Source organism: Clavibacter davisi (genome assembly GCF_052751415.1).
In genome coordinates this window covers 2,348,757-2,364,428 of sequence record NZ_CP199882.1, presented here as the reverse complement: position 1 = coordinate 2,364,428, position 15,672 = coordinate 2,348,757, and the positions used below count along the sequence as shown (strand labels likewise).

Annotated in this window: 12 protein-coding genes, 1 pseudogene and 1 riboswitch; of the genes and pseudogenes, 3 read left to right on the top strand and 10 right to left on the bottom strand. The window is 73.9% G+C overall.

Annotated elements, in window-relative coordinates; all coding sequences use genetic code 11:
* Nucleotides 1-134 precede the first annotated feature (134 nt).
* Nucleotides 135-2,270 carry a DEAD/DEAH box helicase gene (locus tag ACU4ZT_RS11170; RefSeq protein ID WP_445337182.1) on the top strand — a complete coding sequence of 712 codons (2,136 nt, stop codon included), beginning with the start codon at nucleotides 135-137 and terminating at the stop codon, nucleotides 2,268-2,270.
* A 65-nt stretch (nucleotides 2,271-2,335) separates the two neighbouring features.
* On the opposite strand, the gene ACU4ZT_RS11165 is transcribed toward ACU4ZT_RS11170, so the two are convergent.
* Both ACU4ZT_RS11165 and ACU4ZT_RS11160 read right to left on the bottom strand, forming a co-directional pair.
* The gene (locus tag ACU4ZT_RS11165) at nucleotides 2,336-2,512 is read right to left on the bottom strand and encodes a hypothetical protein (protein ID WP_270981031.1); all 177 of its coding nucleotides are present in this window, start codon (nucleotides 2,510-2,512) and stop codon (nucleotides 2,336-2,338) included.
* A 49-nt stretch (nucleotides 2,513-2,561) separates the two neighbouring features.
* Nucleotides 2,562-3,929 carry an MFS transporter gene (locus ACU4ZT_RS11160; protein WP_063070636.1) on the bottom strand — a complete coding sequence of 456 codons (1,368 nt, stop codon included), beginning with the start codon at nucleotides 3,927-3,929 and terminating at the stop codon, nucleotides 2,562-2,564.
* A 376-nt stretch (nucleotides 3,930-4,305) separates the two neighbouring features.
* On the opposite strand from ACU4ZT_RS11160, the gene ACU4ZT_RS11155 reads away from it, so the two are divergent.
* Both ACU4ZT_RS11155 and ACU4ZT_RS11150 read left to right on the top strand, forming a co-directional pair.
* On the top strand, nucleotides 4,306-4,818 hold the full coding sequence (locus ACU4ZT_RS11155) for a hypothetical protein (protein ID WP_414748991.1): 513 nt from the start codon (nucleotides 4,306-4,308) through the stop codon (nucleotides 4,816-4,818).
* A 101-nt stretch (nucleotides 4,819-4,919) separates the two neighbouring features.
* On the top strand, nucleotides 4,920-5,957 hold the full coding sequence (locus ACU4ZT_RS11150; RefSeq protein WP_414764070.1) for a hypothetical protein: 1,038 nt from the start codon (nucleotides 4,920-4,922) through the stop codon (nucleotides 5,955-5,957).
* A 74-nt stretch (nucleotides 5,958-6,031) separates the two neighbouring features.
* Here the strand turns inward: ACU4ZT_RS11150 and ACU4ZT_RS11145 are convergent, their stop codons facing one another.
* From ACU4ZT_RS11145 to ACU4ZT_RS11110, 8 genes and pseudogenes are all read right to left on the bottom strand, one after another.
* Complete coding sequence (locus ACU4ZT_RS11145) at nucleotides 6,032-6,919, bottom strand: cupin domain-containing protein (RefSeq protein WP_414748989.1); 888 nt, start codon at nucleotides 6,917-6,919, stop codon at nucleotides 6,032-6,034.
* Between the two features lie 152 nt (nucleotides 6,920-7,071).
* Nucleotides 7,072-9,423, bottom strand: a complete 2,352-nt coding sequence (gene thiD / locus ACU4ZT_RS11140) for a bifunctional hydroxymethylpyrimidine kinase/phosphomethylpyrimidine kinase (RefSeq protein WP_445337181.1) — start codon at nucleotides 9,421-9,423, stop codon at nucleotides 7,072-7,074.
* Complete coding sequence (gene thiM, locus ACU4ZT_RS11135) at nucleotides 9,420-10,247, bottom strand: hydroxyethylthiazole kinase (protein WP_445337180.1); 828 nt, start codon at nucleotides 10,245-10,247, stop codon at nucleotides 9,420-9,422. The genes thiD and thiM overlap by 4 nt, the downstream gene beginning before the upstream one ends.
* Nucleotides 10,238-10,329: riboswitch (TPP riboswitch) on the bottom strand. Its footprint overlaps the gene before it by 10 nt.
* A gap of 120 nt (nucleotides 10,330-10,449) precedes the next feature.
* Nucleotides 10,450-11,187, bottom strand: a pseudogene (locus ACU4ZT_RS11130) (Abi family protein); the annotation flags it as partial.
* 39 nt (nucleotides 11,188-11,226) lie between these two features.
* The gene (locus tag ACU4ZT_RS11125; RefSeq protein WP_270981037.1) at nucleotides 11,227-11,352 is read right to left on the bottom strand and encodes a hypothetical protein; all 126 of its coding nucleotides are present in this window, start codon (nucleotides 11,350-11,352) and stop codon (nucleotides 11,227-11,229) included.
* Between the two features lie 266 nt (nucleotides 11,353-11,618).
* Nucleotides 11,619-13,784, bottom strand: coding sequence for a S9 family peptidase (locus tag ACU4ZT_RS11120; protein WP_445337179.1), 2,166 nt, complete (start codon nucleotides 13,782-13,784; stop codon nucleotides 11,619-11,621).
* Nucleotides 13,785-13,834: 50 nt separating this feature from the next.
* Nucleotides 13,835-15,304: a maltokinase N-terminal cap-like domain-containing protein gene (locus tag ACU4ZT_RS11115; protein WP_445337178.1), complete on the bottom strand. Its 1,470-nt coding sequence runs from the start codon at nucleotides 15,302-15,304 to the stop codon at nucleotides 13,835-13,837.
* A gap of 1 nt (nucleotide 15,305) precedes the next feature.
* A complete protein-coding gene (locus ACU4ZT_RS11110; protein WP_063070631.1) occupies nucleotides 15,306-15,575 on the bottom strand; it encodes a mycoredoxin in 270 nt (89 codons plus the stop codon).
* Between the last annotated feature and the right edge of the window lie 97 nt (nucleotides 15,576-15,672).

Here is a 15,672-nt window from a genome sequence, read left to right as displayed (position 1 = left end):
CCGGAACCCCGGTTGCTCGAGGCAGGTCCCCTCGCCACCGTCCGACCGCACGCGTCACCGTGCGCGACGGGCGTGAGTCCTTCCGATCCGGGAGCGCAGGCAGCGCCTGGCCCCGGCAGTGAACGAGGAGTTGCATGGCTCGCACCGGCCAGCGGCGGTCTTCCGCCCGCACGCGCACGATCGACAACGAGGGGCTGATCCCCGTCCTGGCGCGCGCCGTGCGCGAGATCGAGCAGGCCGCCCAGCGCGGCAAGCTCAAGCCCGTCAATCGCACGAAGTTCCAGGTCATCGCGGTGCTGATGCGCGAGGAGCGCACGCACGCGAAGGACCCTGCCACCCCGCTCAGCGACCCCGAGCGCGCCGAGACGCTGAAGCGCCTCGACGGCATCGCGAGCATCCTCGCCCGCACGGCGGCGCGCGACACCTCGGTGCTGCCGCTGCTGGATCCGGACGCCAAGCTCTCCGAGGCCGCCCGCGCCCTCCGCAAGCACATGCTCTTCGACGGCGGCGTGGAGATGGTCGTCGAGGAGGAGCCGGAGCCCGAGCCCGAGGATCCGGCGCTCGCCAAGCTCGTCGAACGCCAGGTGGTCCCGCCGTCGGTCAAGGCCCGCGTCCTCGCGAACCCGTTCCTCGAGCCCGACCTCGACCGGCCGGCGCCCGCCGCGCCGCCCGCGCGCCTCCTCGCCAACTGGGAGCTCCTCGGCCCGCTGTTCAAGTCGTTCGAGTACGGCGCCGGCGGCGGCATCGCGAGCATGGACCTGCCGGAGAGCCCCCGCATCGACCGCCTGTCGCCGCACGGCCTCGAGCTGATGCGCCACCAGGCCCGCTTCCTCGAGAGCGTGCGCCTCGGCCACCGCGAGTTCCTGCTCGCCGACGAGCCGGGCCTCGGCAAGACCGCGCAGGCGCTGCTCGCCGCCTCCGTCGCCGACGCGTACCCGCTGCTCGTCGTCGTCCCGAACGTCGTGAAGATGAACTGGAAGCGCGAGGTGGAGCGCTGGACGCCGCACCGCCGGGCCACCGTCATCCACGGCGACGGCGCCGCGCTCGACGCGTTCGCCGACGTGGTCATCGTCAACTACGAGGTGCTCGACCGGCACATCGGCTGGCTGCGCACCCTCGGGTTCCGCGGCATGGTCGTCGACGAGGCGCACTTCATCAAGAACCTGCAGTCGCAGCGCTCGAAGTTCGTGCTCGCGCTCGCGGAGAGCATCCGCCAGCGCCAGTCGGCGCCGCTGCTCATGGCGCTCACGGGCACGCCGCTCATCAACGACATCGACGACTTCCGCGCCATCTGGCAGCTCCTCGGCTGGATCGACGGCGACAAGCCCTCCTCCCGTCTCATGGCGGAGCTCGAGGAAGCGGGGCTCACGCCCGCGGATCCCGGCTTCTTCGCCGAGGCCCGCCGCGCGGTCATCGACCTCGGCATCGTGCGCCGCCGCAAGATCGACGTCGCCACCGACCTGCCCTCCAAGCGCATCGCGGATCTGCCGGTCGAGCTCGACGACGACCTGGGCCGCTCGATCCGCCAGGCGGAGCGCGAGCTCGCGGCGCGCCTCGTGAAGCGCTTCACGGCGCTCGTGGGCGCCCGCGGCACGACCGTCCCCGACGTCATGGAGGGGCCCGCGTCCGAGCGCGCGAGCCTCGTGCGGCTCGTGGCGCAGTCGGAGCTCGACGAGGCCAAGGCGCAGAAGACCGGCGAGAACGTCTTCACCATGGTCCGCCGCATCGGCCAGGCCAAGGCCGTGCTCGCGGCCGACTACGCCGCGCAGCTCGCGCGTTCGGTCGGCAAGGTCGTGTTCTTCGCGAAGCACGTCGACGTGATGGACCAGGCCGAGGCCACGTTCGCCAAGCGGGACATCCGCTCCGTGTCGATCCGCGGCGACCAGTCCCCGGCGGCGCGCCAGAACGCGATCGACTCCTTCCAGAACGACCCCGAGGTGCAGGTCGTCGTCTGCTCGCTCACCGCGGCGGGCGTGGGCCTCAACCTGCAGGCCGCGTCGAACGTGGTGCTGGCCGAGCTCAGCTGGACGAGCGCGGAGCAGACGCAGGCCATCGACCGCGTGCACCGCATCGGCCAGGAGGAGCCCGTGACCGCGTGGCGGATCATCGCGGCGCAGACCATCGACGCGAAGATCGCGGAGCTCATCGACAGCAAGGCGGGCCTCGCGGCGCGCGCGCTCGACGGCGAGGACTTCGACGAGGCCGGATCCACGTCCGTGCAGCTCGACGCGCTCTCGCACCTGCTCGAGGAGGCGCTGGCCGCGGGCTGATCCGCTCCACACGACGACGCCCCCGCGACCAGCAGGTCGTGGGGGCGTCGTCATGCGGGAAGGCGCTAGCCGCGCTCGGCCTTCCGGCGTTCGCGCTCGGCCTTCCGCGCCGCGCGGCGCGCGCGGGCGACGGCGTCCTGGGCGTCCTGCGTCGGGTTGGAGCGCTTGGTGCCGATGACGGCGAAGACGATGAGGATCACCACGACCACCATCACGGCGGGCATCACGACAGACAGGATCACGGCGGCTCCTCGGATCGGGACTCCGAGCGTACCGACCGGATCCGCCCGCTCAGTCCTCCAGCGTCGCGCCGCGGAGGTCCGGCAGGGTGAGCGCGGCAGCCGCGGCCAGCGCGAACACCGCGGCGAAGACGCCGAACGGCAGCGCGACGCCGCCGAGCGCGAGCAGCGGCGGCACGCACAGCGGCGCGACGATCGAGGCCAGGCGTCCGAAGCCCGCCGCGCTGCCGGCGCCCGTCGCGCGCACGCGGGTCGGGTAGAGCTCCGGCGTCACGGCGTAGAGGGCGCCCCACGCACCGAGGTTCGAGAACGACATGAGGGCGCCGAACACGAGGATCGTCGTGACGTCGTCGGCGGTGCCGAAGAGGCCGGCCGACACCGCGGATCCCGCGAGGAACACCGCGAGCGTCACCCGTCGCCCCCACCGCTCGACCAGCCAGGCGGAGACCGCGTACCCCGGCAGCTGCGCGAGCGTGATGAGCAGCGTGTACCCGAACGACCGCACGAGCGAGAAGCCCTGGGCGACGAGCAGCGTCGGCAGCCAGATGAAGGCGCCGTAGTAGGCGAAGTTGACGCAGAACCACACGATCCAGAGGGAGAGCGTGCGGCGTCGGAGGCGGGCGCCGAAGAGGCGCTCGCGAGGCGCGCCGTCGGAGGCGGCAGCGGCTTCGGGGCCGTCGGCCGGATCCGACGCGGGGCTCGCCGGGCGGTCGGCGTCGGGCGCGGGCGCCCTCCCGGCCGCCGCCTCCAGCGCCCGCACCACGCGCTCCGCCTCCGCGTGCCGCCCTCGCCCCTCGAGGAACCGCACCGACTCCGGCAGGCGCAGCCGCACGACGATCGCCCACACCGCGGGCACGGCGCCGAGCGCGAGCGCCCACCGCCAGCCGTCGTCGCTCGTGGGGATCACGAGGTAGCCGATGAGCGCGGCGGCGGTCCAGCCGACCGCCCACGACGACTCGAGGATCACGATGACGCGGCCGCGGATCCGCGCGGGCGAGAACTCGCTCACGAGCGTGGACGCGACCGGCAGCTCCGCGCCGAGCCCGAGGCCCACCACGAAGCGGAGCGCGATGAGCGCGCCCACCGACATCGCGAGCGCCGAGACACCGGTGGCCACCCCGTAGACCAGCAGTGTGAGAGCGAAGACCTGGCGGCGGCCGATCCTGTCGGCGACCAGGCCGCCGACGCTCGCGCCGATCGCCATGCCAAGGAACCCGGCGGACGCGACGAGGCCGAGCTGCCCCGCATCCGCCTTCCAGACGACCGCGAGCTGCGCGATGACGAACGAGATGAGGCCGACGTCCATCGCGTCGAGCGCCCAGCCGACGCCGCTGCCGCCGAGGATGCGCGAGTGCGCGCGGGTCCAGGGGAGTCCGTCGAGGCGCTGGGCGCGGGTGGGCTGCGAGGTGGTCGTGGTCATGTTCTCGGCTCTCGGGAGGGACGGGTCCGGAGCAGCGACGGCGGCCGGGCGGCGCGCATGGTCTCCTCGGGAGGACGGACCGAGCGTAGCCGGGCGGGCGGATCCGCCGCCGGATCCGCGCGCCGGCGGGGTCGCCGCGGCCCCGGGACGAGTCTTGACACGCCCGGGATGACACGGCCGGACGAGCGCCCAGCCCCTCGCGCCCGGCATCGTCGCGGGGCGGCATGACCGCGTTGCTGCCGATCGGGGGCGGCACGGGCGGCGGCGGACAGGCCGATGACGTCCCGTGGTCGGGAGTGCACGAAACGAGGCGTACGGTTCGGCGTGTCGGGGCGATCCCCGGCACCCGTGCACCTTGAGCCCACAAGGCGGCACCATGCGCAAGTCCATCCTCACCACCGTCGTCGTCGTCGGAGCGGTCGCCCTCACCGGCCTGACCGCGCTCCCCGCGTCGGCCGCGACCACCACCGCCACGATGGAGGTCACCGCGGGCGCCCTCAGCATCACGGCCCCCGCCGCGGTCGCCCTCTCCAAGGTCGCTCCGGGCGCGACCTCCACCGGCACGATCTCGGGCGTCCAGGTCTCCGACCTCACGGCCGACACCATCGGCTGGACCTCGTCGGTCAGCATGTCGTCGTTCGCGTCGGCCACCACGAAGACGTCGATCCCCGTCGCGGGCATCACCTACACGCCCACGACCGCAACGACCACGGGCACCGTCGCGGTCGCCGCGGCCACCGCGGCCGCCGGCTCCGGCGCCGTCCAGACCGGCACGGCGGCGAACGGCAACAACACCGCCACGTGGGGTGCGACCGTCGCGGTCGCCGTCCCGGCGAACGCCCTCGCGGCGACCGACTACACGGCGACGCTCACGCAGTCCGTCCTGTAGCACCGCGCACGAGGGGTGGGGACGGCCGCATCCGCGGCCGTCCCCACCCGCATGTCGGCCAGCCGGCCGGCCTGCCCGCAACCCAGCATCGGGAGCAAATCGTGCGCCGCCATATCCGCATCCTCCTCATCGCGTCCGCGCTCGCGCTCGGACCCGCCCTCCCGGCGTCCGCCGCCGCGCCGACCACCCCGGCGCCGGCCGACGGCATCGGCATCCGCCTCCTCGACATCCCCGTCGCCACGCAGGACGACCCGCGGGCGCGTTCCTACATCGTCGACCGCGTCCAGCCCGGCGCGACCATCACCCGCCGCGTGCAGGTGCAGAACGGCACCTCCGCGCCGCAGTCCGTGAAGGTGTACGCGGGCGGCGCCCGGATCGACGGCGGCACCTTCGTGGGCCTCGACGGGGCGACGCCGGACGAGCTGACCACGTGGACCGCCGTCGCGCAGCCCACCGTCGAGCTCGCCGCCGGCGCGAGCGCCGACGTGCCGGTGACGATCACCGTCCCCGCCGACGCCGCGGAGGGCGAGCGCTACGCCGCCGTCTGGGCCGAGGTCGCCGTGCCCGCCCAGCCCGGCGCCAGCATCGCGGCCGCGAGCCGCGTGGGCATCCGGGTCTACCTCTCGGTCGGCCCCGGCAACGGCCCGCCCGCCGACTTCACCATCGGCGCCGTGACCGCGGGCCGCAGCGCGGACGGCGCCCCGCGCCTCGTCGCCGCCGTCACCAACACGGGCGGCCGTGCGGTCGACGTGTCCGGCACCCTGACGCTCACCGGCGGCCCCGGCGGGCTCTCGGCCGGGCCGTCGCCCGTCGACGCCGTGGCGACCATCGCGCCCGGGGCCACGGGCGAGGTCGCGGTCACGCTCGCCCCGGGGATCCCGGCCGGACCCTGGACCGCGCAGCTCGCGCTCGCGAGCGGCCTGGTCGCGCACGCGACGACGGCCGACGTGACGTTCCCCGACGCCGGCACCACGACCGTCGTGCAGGAGGAGACGGGACCGGATCCCGTGCTCCTCCTGGGCGTGGCCGCGGCCGTGCTCGCGCTCCTCGCGGCGATCGTCGTGCTGCTCGTCGGCCGCCGTCGTCGGGCTGCGCGCGCCGCCGACGCCGCTGCGGATCCCGCGACCGCCGCCGAGTAGACGGACGGGTGGCGCGTCCCGAGGACGCGCCACCCGCCTGCCTCCCGCCTCCGCCTCCGCGGGGCAGCACCCGATCAGCGGTGCGCGCGCTCCCGCAGGCGGTCGAACACCTCGGCGTGCGTGACGCGCAGCTGCTCCCACGAGGCCGTCATGTCGACGCGCTCGGGATCCGCGACCACCTCGGCGAAGCCGTGCTGCGCCCGCGGCACCGCGTCGCCCGGCAGCACGAGCGACTGGATGAAGGCGCCCGTGTCGTCCGAGAACGTGAGCGTGTGGCTCGCGACGTTGCGCTCCCAGTCGTCCGACGGCCAGGACAGGAACGCCACGTGGCGGGGCTCCACGCCCGTCTCCGCCGCCGAGACGTAGCTGCCGTAGTGCTCCTCGCCGGGCGAGAGGATCTTGTACGAGCCGTTGTCGAGGTACACGAGCAGCGCCTCGTCGAACGGCTTCGGGCCGAACATCGCCGTGTAGTGCAGCGCGTGCACGAGCACCGGGGTGCCGAGCGGCACGTGGTGCCCGGCCGCGGGCGTGGCGGTCGGCGTCGCGACGGACGCGGGCACGGCCGGCTGCAGGAACTCCTCGTCGGTCACGTGCTCGCCCCAGCCGACGGCGGCGACGGGGTCGTCGCCGTCCTCCAGCACCGCGATGTGCTCCATGGGCGCGTGGGCCGTGGCGCCGTGCCAGTGCTCCTCGCCGGCCTCGATGTACACGGATCCGCCCGGCGCGACCTCGACGACGCCGCCGTCGCGCGTGCCCACCCGGGCGATGCCGGACGTGATGTGCAGGGTCTGCCCGAGGACGTGCGTGTGCCAGACGCTGCGGGCGCCGGGCGCGAAGGTGACGGCCGCGACGACCGCGCGCTGGTCGGCGGTCTGCGGGGTGGAGAGCCAGCGGAGGTGGACCTCGCCCGTGAACTGGTGGGCGGGCATCGTGATGGCGGGGGTCTCGGCCTGGACGCGCATGCGGTGTCCTCTCTGTCGGGCACGCGGGTGCCCGGGTCGTGGAACGGGGAGCCCCGGCGCGGTGTCGCGTCGGGGCACGGGCATCCTCCCGCGGGGGCGGCTGGGAACGCGGCCGGGCGTCCCCAGGCTCCGGGCGCCCGTGCGGTGGACGATCAGCCGAGGGCCTCCGGGGCGCGGAAGAAGTCGCGCTCGTAGGCGGAAGACAGGAGGGACGCCGTGAGCATCGCCGGGCGCCGGGCGGGACCCGCGAGCACGGCCGCCTCGTCCACCAGCTCGCCCGCGCGGCGGGTCGCCTCCGCGAAGGCCGGATCCGCGTACGTCGCGAGCCAGGCGCCGTACGGATGCGCGTCGCCGGACGCCGTCGCCGCCGCGCCCGCCGCGCGGAGCCGCGTGCCGACGTCGGCGTAGATCGTGTAGCAGGGCAGCAGCGCCGCGACCAGCACCGCGTAGTCGCTCGACGCGGCGTGCGCGAGCAGGTGGTCGACGTAGGCGCGCGTCACCGGCCCGGCGACCATCGGCGCCGGGTGCCGCGACAGCCACTCCGCGTGCAGCGCCGACTCCGCGGCGATCGCGTCGGCAGCCGCCCGCGCCCACACGACCTGCGCGTCGGGCGTGGGTGCGAGCTGGCTCGCCCGCGCGAGCACGCGCGAGTAGGCACGGAGGTAGATCGCGTCCTGCGCGAGGTAGTGGGAGAACCACGCCTCGGGCAGGGTGCCGTCGCCGAGGCGGCGGACGAAGGCGAGCTCGTCGATCTCGCGGCGGAGGTCGGCGGATCCCGCCCACATCTCCGCGGCGATCGATCCCGCGTGCGTGCCGGCCGCGTCCCACAGCGCGCGCAGGTGGTCGAGCGGGCCGGCGCCGGATCCGACGTCGAGGTCGTCCGCGTGCGCGAGCGATCCCGTGAGCCAGCCCTTCGCCTCCGTGAGCGCGACCAGCCAGTCGCCGCGCCGCGGGTGCAGGGTCGCGAGCGCGCTCGAGAGGGAGCAGCCCGTGCCGTGCGTGCTGGTGGTGGCGATGCGCGGCCCGGCGACGACGTCCACCGCCGGATCCGCGGACGTCGCGCCCGGCGTCACGAGCGCGTCCGGGCAGTCGTCGGCGCGGAGGTGCCCGCCCTTCACGACCACGCGGACCCCGTGGCGACCCGCGAGGTCGCGGCCCTGCGCGAGCGCCTCGTCCCAGCCCTCGGCCTCGGGCGCGCCGAGGAGCGCCGCGAGCTCGGGCAGGTTCGGGGTGACGACGTCGGCGAGCGGCAGCAGGCGGCGGAGGGCCTCGGTCGCGTCGGCGTCGAGGAGGGCGTCGCCGGACTGCGCGACCATCACCGGATCCAGCACCACCACCGGCGGACGCACCGCCCGCAGCCAGTCGGCCACCTCGTCGACCACCGCGGCCGAGCCGAGCATGCCGATCTTCACGGCGTCGATCACGACGTCGTCGGACACCGCGTCGAGCTGCGCGCGGAGGAACGCGACGGGAGGCACGTGGATCTCCCGCACGCCCCTGGCGTTCTGCGCCACGAGCGCCGTGACCACGGCCATGCCGTAGCCGCCGTTCGCCGCGATGGACTTGAGGTCGGCCTGGATGCCCGCGCCGCCCGTCGGATCCGTGCCGGCGATGCTGAGGACGCGGGGGACGCGGGGGACGCGGGGGACGCGGGTCGGGTCGCCCGCCGCGGGGTCGCCGGCCGGCTCGGCGCTCGCCGCATCGGCGGGATCCGCGGCCGGGGCGCCGGGCTCTGTCGCGTCGGATTCCGCCGCGTCGGACTCCGCCGCGCGCGCGTCTCCAGCGGATCCCGCGCTCGCGCCCGCGCGTACCCGCACCCGCTCCCACGCCTCCGCCAGCTCGCGCGCCGCCGCCTCCGGATCCTCGGCCGCGCAGATCGCCGACACGACGGACGTGCCCGCGCCGCCCGCCGCCGCGATCGCGGCCACGTCGCCCACGTCGACGCCGCCGATCGCGACGCACGGCACGGGGGAGAGGCCCGCGATGATCCCGAACCCGTCGTGCCCGAGCGGCGCCGGATGGTCGGGCTTGGTGCTCGTGGGGCGGATCACGCCGACGCCGAGGTAGTCGACCGTGCCCGCGGGGAGCGCGCGGACCGCCTCCACGTGCGCTGGCGTGTTCGCGGTGAGGCCCACGACGAGGCGGTGGTCGGGGCTCGCGGCGTCGAGCATCGCGCGCACGAGGTCGGCGGGGACGTCGGACTGGCCGACGTGCACGCCGTCCACCCGCGCGCCGCGGGCGAGGGCCGCGAGGACGACGTCGACGCGGTCGTCCACGAGCAGCACCGGTCGGGGCGCGGACGGATGCGCGGCCGCGTGCGCGTCGATCGCGTCCGCCGCGGCCAACACGGTCGCCAGCAGCTCGGCCGCGCTCGCGTGCTTGTCGCGGATCTGCACGGCCGTCGCCCCGCCGGCCACAGCCGCGGACACCACCGCGGGCACGCCGCGCGCGCCGCACAGGGCGGGGTCGGTGACGAGGTAGACGGAGAGGTCGAGCGCGCTCACGAGAGGCGCTCGCGCTGGGCGACCAGCTCGGGCGTGACGGCATCGAGCGCGTCGAGCAGCGCGACGGCGAACGACCCGGGCCCGCGCGCCCCCGCGGCGGCGATCTCCGCGGCAATCGTGTAGACGCTCGTCGCGGCGACGGCGGCCCGCAGCGGATCCGGATCCGTCGACGCGAACGCCGCCATCACGGCGCCGAGCGCGCAGCCGCCGCCGGTCACCTTCGTGAGGAGCGCGTCGCCCGTGTGCACGCGCACGAGGCGGGTCCCGTCCGTGAGGTGGTCGACCGGCCCGGACACCGCGACGACCGTGCCGTAGGTGCGCGCGAGGAGCGTCGCGGCGTCGAGCGCCGCCTCCACCTCGTCGGTGGCGTCCACCCCGCGGCCGCCCGCGCCGCCGGTCGCGAGCGCGATGATCTCGGACGCGTTGCCGCGCACGATCGTCGGCGACAGCGCCACGAGCTCGTGCGCGAGCCGCGTGCGCACCGGCAGGGCGCCGACGGCGACCGGATCCAGCGCCCACGGCGTGCCCGCCTCGCGCGCCGCGTGGGCGGCCTCGACCGCCGCCTCCCGCTGCTCCGCGTGCGGCGTGCCGAGGTTCACGAGCAGACCCGACGCGATGCGCGCGAACGGCCCCGCCTCGGTCGGCACGTCCGTCATCGCGGGCGCGGCGCCCAGCGCGAGGAGGACGTTCGCGGTGAAGCCGGTAACCACGGCGTTCGTGATGCACTGCACGAGCGGCACGCGCTCCCGCAGCAGGTGGAGGAGATCCGCCGAAGCGGACCCCGTCCCGGTGATCTCCTGGGTGGATGGGCGCGCAGCGCTCATGGTGACATCCCTCCGCCGGTGCGAACCGGATCAGGTGCGACGGGTCTCATCTCAGCCCTCGTGGGCACCCCGTGTCAGGGATCCACCCTAGGGGAGACGCGTCGCGCCCGCCGGGTCGAGCAGCGAGGCCGAGACGTCCCGAGGCGACGATGAGGTCGATGCGTCATGCGAGCCCACGGTCGGGGGACGACGAATCAGACGGTCATCTCGGACCGTCTGCGTGATCTGTCGGCCCTTCGGGCGCAGCCAGACCCCGCCAGAATCGGCCCTCCCGCTCGTGGGTCTCGACCAGCATCGGTAGGAGAGGAACGGCGACGTCGGCGCGGGTGATCATGTCATCCAGCGACGCGATCACGTCGAGCACCGATCGAGGGCCGAACTGGCCCGCGATCCGTTTGGCCTTGGTCCGCACGTTGTTCGGCGTCGGTCCGGCATCGACGATGGAGTGATTCCACAGCCTGTTGTGATGCGCGCAGCGATTGCGGAGGTAGACGAAGGCCCTCACGCGATAGGCGAATCCGGCCTTCGCCACACCGATGCTGGTCGCGACGGAGTCGGCGAGGGTTCCTTGTGCTCCCCGCTCGATCGCCTTGGACAGGGTCCCGAACGACCATGCCTCGACAGCGGACCACACCGGCAGCCGGCTGTAGTCGGAGTCCTCTCCTGCGTGCCCGCGGTAGCGGAGGATGTGCCGGTCCTTGCTGCGGTCGATGTCCCGGAGACAGGACTCGACGGTGGCCTCTCGACCTCCGACATCCGTGTAGAAGTCCTGCTCGAGATACGCCTGATAGGGGCCGTGCTCGCGACCGATGACATGTGCGACATGCGACCGCAGCAGGAGCTCGACCTGAGCGAGCGGCCGGACGAGAGAATCGCGCAGTGCGTCGTCGGCGACGTAGACCCCTCGGACGTCGTCGAACGCCGTCCCGCTCACGAAGTCGTCGTCGCCGAGATGGGGAGCCGTCTGGAAGTACCGCGCTTACCCCGAGAAGCGGTAGTAGTTGTGCGCCGCCAGGAACCGGGCGCAGTCCGATTCGTCGGGCACGATCAGGCCACGGCCTACCATCAGAGCGGTCTGATCGTGCCAGGACAGGTAGGGCTTCATCGCACCCCTCGGAAAGAAAAAGGCCCCTCCCATTTGAGCATCGTGGAGAGGCTTGGGAGGGGGTCGATTGCCTCAATGGTAGCCGATTCCTGGGCCGGAACGAGCCCGTCGGATCAGACCGGGGACTCCACAGAGGTGCCTCATCGCGTCCCTTTCCGAGCGCGGGAAGTAGCGGTGACCCCAGCGACGTGAAGCGCTGCGACGCTGCCGCGCTGCGCGCCCCGACAGCGGGCAGCGCGGCCGCGGAGATCTCGCGGAGTCCAGCCCTACGCCAGCCCCGCCACGTCGAGCACCCACGCGTAGTCGGACGCGCGCTCGCGCCACGCGTCGTAGCGGCCCGACTTGCCGCCGTGGCCGGCCTGCATCTCGGTGCGCAGCAGCACGGGCGCGCCGACCTCGCGGAGGCGGGCCGTCCACTTGGCGGGCTCGACGTAGAGCACGCGCGTGTCGTTGAGGCTCGTGACCGCGAGGATGCGCGGGTACTCCACGCCCTCGCGCACGTTCTCGTACGGCGTGTACGACTTCATGTACGCGTACACCTCGGGGTCGTGCAGCGGGTCGCCCCACTCGTCCCACTCGATCACGGTGAGCGGCAGCGACGGGTCGAGGATGCTCGTGAGGGCGTCCACGAACGGCACGCCCGCGAGGATCCCGGCGAACCGGTCGGGCGCGATGTTCGCGACCGCGCCCATCAGCAGCCCGCCGGCGCTGCGGCCCTCGGCCACCAGCTTCTCCGGGCTCGTCCAGCCGCGCGCGATGAGGTGGTCGGCCGCCGCCACGAAGTCGGTGAAGGTGTTCTTCTTGGTGAGCGTCTTGCCCTCGTCGTACCAGCGGCGGCCCATCTCGCCGCCGCCGCGCACGTGCGCGATGACGAACGCCATGCCCCGGTCGAGCAGCGACAGCCGTGCGATGGAGAACGACGGGTCGATGCTCGCCTCGTAGGAGCCGTAGCCGTAGAGCAGGAGCGGCGCGGGCGTGCCCGGGTGCACGAGGCCGCGCTTGTAGACGACCGACAGCGGGATCTCCGTGCCGTCCTCCGCGGTCGCCCACTCGCGGGTCTGCACGTAGTCGTCGGGGTCGTACCCGCCGCGCACGGGCTGCTGCTTGAGGAGGCGCAGCTCCCGGGTCGCGAGCACGTAGTCGTAGGTCGTGGCCGGGGTCGCGAGGCTCGTGTAGCCGAGGCGGATCGTGGGCTGCGCGAACTCGGGGTTGCCCGCTGTGCCGACCGTGTAGATCGGCTCGTCGAACGCGATCTCGTGCAGCTGCTCGCCGTCGAGGACGCGGTCGAAGGGGATCACGCCGACGCGCGTGAGCCCCTCGCGGCGGTAGGAGACGACGACGTGGTCGGCGAACGCGCTGGCGTCCTCGAGGCGCACCTCGTCGTCGTGGGGGATGACGACCTGGCGGTCGGTGGTGGAGGTCGGGTCGTCGGCCGGCACGTCGATCAGCTCGAAGTTGGTGGCGCCGTCGTTGTGCAGGATGAGGAGCCGGTCGGATCCGTCGATGACCGCGTGGTCGACGTCGTACTCAACGCCGTGGCGGCGCGGCCAGACCGGCCGGAACGTGCCCGTGGGATCGCCGGCGTCGAGCAGCAGCACCTCGGTGGTGATCTTCGACCCGACCTCGATCACGAGGTACTGGCGGCTCCGGGTCATGCCGAAGCCCACGAAGAAGCTCTCGTCGGGCTCGGTGAAGACCTTCACGTCCTGCGAGGCGGGCGTGCCGACGCGGTGGCGCCACACGGTGTCGGGGCGCCAGGCGTCGTCGACCGTGACGTAGAAGAGGTGGTCGCCGTGCGCCGAGAAGGTGGCGCCGTGGCTGGTGCCGGGGATCTCGTCGGCGAGGTCCTCGCCCGTGGACAGGTCGCGGATCTTGAGCGTGAAGCGCTCATCGCCCTCGGTGTCGGTCGAGTAGGCGAGCAGGGATCCGTCGGGGCTCAGCTCGAACGCGCCGAGCGAGAAGAACTCGTGGCCGTCGGCCTCGACGTTGGAGTCGAGGAGGATCTGCTCGCCGGGCGTCGCGGCGCCATCGGCCGCGGGCTCGATGGCGGGCGGGGTCCAGTCGTCGGGACCGGCGACGGGACGGCGGCAGCGGATCGCGTACTGCGACCCCTCGACCGTCCGCGCGTAGTACCACCAGTCGCCCTCGCGGACGGGGACGGAGAGATCGGTCTCCTGCGTGCGGTCCTTGATCTCCGTGAAGAGCGCCTCGCGCAGCGGCTCCAGGTGCGCGGTCGCCGCGTCCGTGTACGCGTTCTCGGCTTCGAGGTGCGCGATCACGTCGGCGTCGTCCTTGTCGCGCAGCCACTCGTACCGATCGACGAACGTGTCGCCGTGGAAGGTGCGCTCGAGGGGGCGCTGGTCCGCGACGGGAGGGCTGGAGGGGGAGTCGGATGCGGGGGAGGAGACGGCCGGGACGGCGGGGTCGGTCATCCCGCCAGCCTACCGACGGGGGACGACCGGAGCCCGGCCGTCCCCGCGGATCAGGAGCTGATCGGCCCGGCCTCGCGCGGCCCGGTCGCGCCCGGCGTGGTCGCCGCCCCGAGCGTGCTCGAGCGGGTGGCGAGGCGCGCGACGGCCTGCAGCGGGATCGACAGCCAGCCCGGCCGGTTGCGGACCTCGTAGATCGCCTCGTAGACGGCCTTGTCGATCTCGAACGCGTCGAGCAGGGCCCGGTTCGCGCGGAGGTCGGTGCCCGAGCGGGCGATGTAGCCGTCGACGAACGCGCGGCGGGCGGCGGACGCCCATGCGGCGGCCGACTTGCCGGGGTGCGCGAGCGCGTAGGAGCCGGCAACGTAGTCGAACGAGCGGAGCATGCCGGCGACGTCGCGGAGCGTGACGTCGGGCAGCGAGCGCTCGTGCATCGGCCGGAGCGGCTCGCCCTCGAAGTCGAGGAGGACCCAGCCGCGGTTCGGCACCGAGAGCACCTGGCCGAGGTGGTAGTCGCCGTGGATGCGCTGCAGCTTCGGCCACACGCCCTTCTCGGCGGCGTCGTACACGCTCGCGATGGCGTCGTGGAAGGCGACGATCTCGGGGACCTCGCGCTCGGCCGTCGCGTGACGGCGGCGGAAGCTGACCATGATCCCCTCGATGACGTCGGGCGTGGCCTCGACGGTGGGGAGCGCGGCGGCGAGCGTGGCGTGCACGTCGGCGGTCGCCTCGCCGAGAGCACGGGCCTCGGCCTGGAAGTCGGCGTCGGCCTCGGCGGCGCGGAGCGCGACGCGCCAGGCGTCGGTGACGCCGGGCAGGAACTCCTGCGCGAAGGCGACGTGCCCGATGGCGCGCCCCTCCTCGCGGCCGGAGTCGCTCCACTCGGCGAGCACGCTGCCCATGGTCTGCGGCACGAGCCGGGATCCGGCGCCCGCGATGGCCGACTGGAGCACGACGTCCGGGTTCTCGCCGTGGTGCAGCGCCCGGAACACCTTGACGATCATCGGGTTGATGGCCTGGCCGTCGGCCGAGACCATGTCGTAGATGATCGACGTGTTCGACTGCTCGCCCGAGAGCACGTGCGATCCGACGACGGTCGCGATCTCCACGCCCGGCTGGCGCTGGCCGCGCGCGGTCGCGCCGAGCGAGGTCTCGTCGACGTCGGCCTCGCGGTCGTCGAGGATCGTGCGGATGAGCGCCCACGCGTACGCGGGGTCGTGCGGGCCGTCGTAGACGTGCAGCTCGACGCCGTCGTCCTCGACGGTGGTGCCGATGTGGAAGGGCTTCAGCTCCTCCAGCGGCGCCTGCCGGTAGGTGAGCGGCACCTGGTACAGCACGGGCTTCGCGCTGCCGTGGTCGATGATCAGGTGCGTCTCGATGCGGGCGAACCAGCCCTCGTCGCTGAAGCTCCAGCCGCCGATGCGCTCGAGGCGCGGCTCGGTGCCCTTGGAGGCGAACCAGCGCTGCTCGCGCATCCACGCGGCCAGGAAGTCGGGGATCTCGCTGAGGTCGTGGTGCTGCATGTCAGGCCACCTTCGCGGTCACGTCGGCGAGCGACGGGTTGGTGGCGGACGAGCCGTCCGGGAAGAGGACCGTGGGGACGGTCTGGTTGCCGCCGTTGATGGCGGCCACGAGCTCCGCGGTGCCGGGCACCTGCTCGATGTCCACCTCGTCGTAGCCGATGCCCGCGCGGTCGAGCTGCGACTTCAGCCGGCGGCAGTAGCCGCACCAGGTGGTGGAGAACATCGTGATCCGCCCGGGGGCAGGTACGTAGGAGGAGGTCTCGGGCGACATGCTGCTCACCCTACGCGCCGTTCTCCGCGCCGACCCGGGATCCGCGGCGCGCGGACGCGGGCGTCGGCGCGTCGCGGATCCCGGGTGCGGTCCCGGT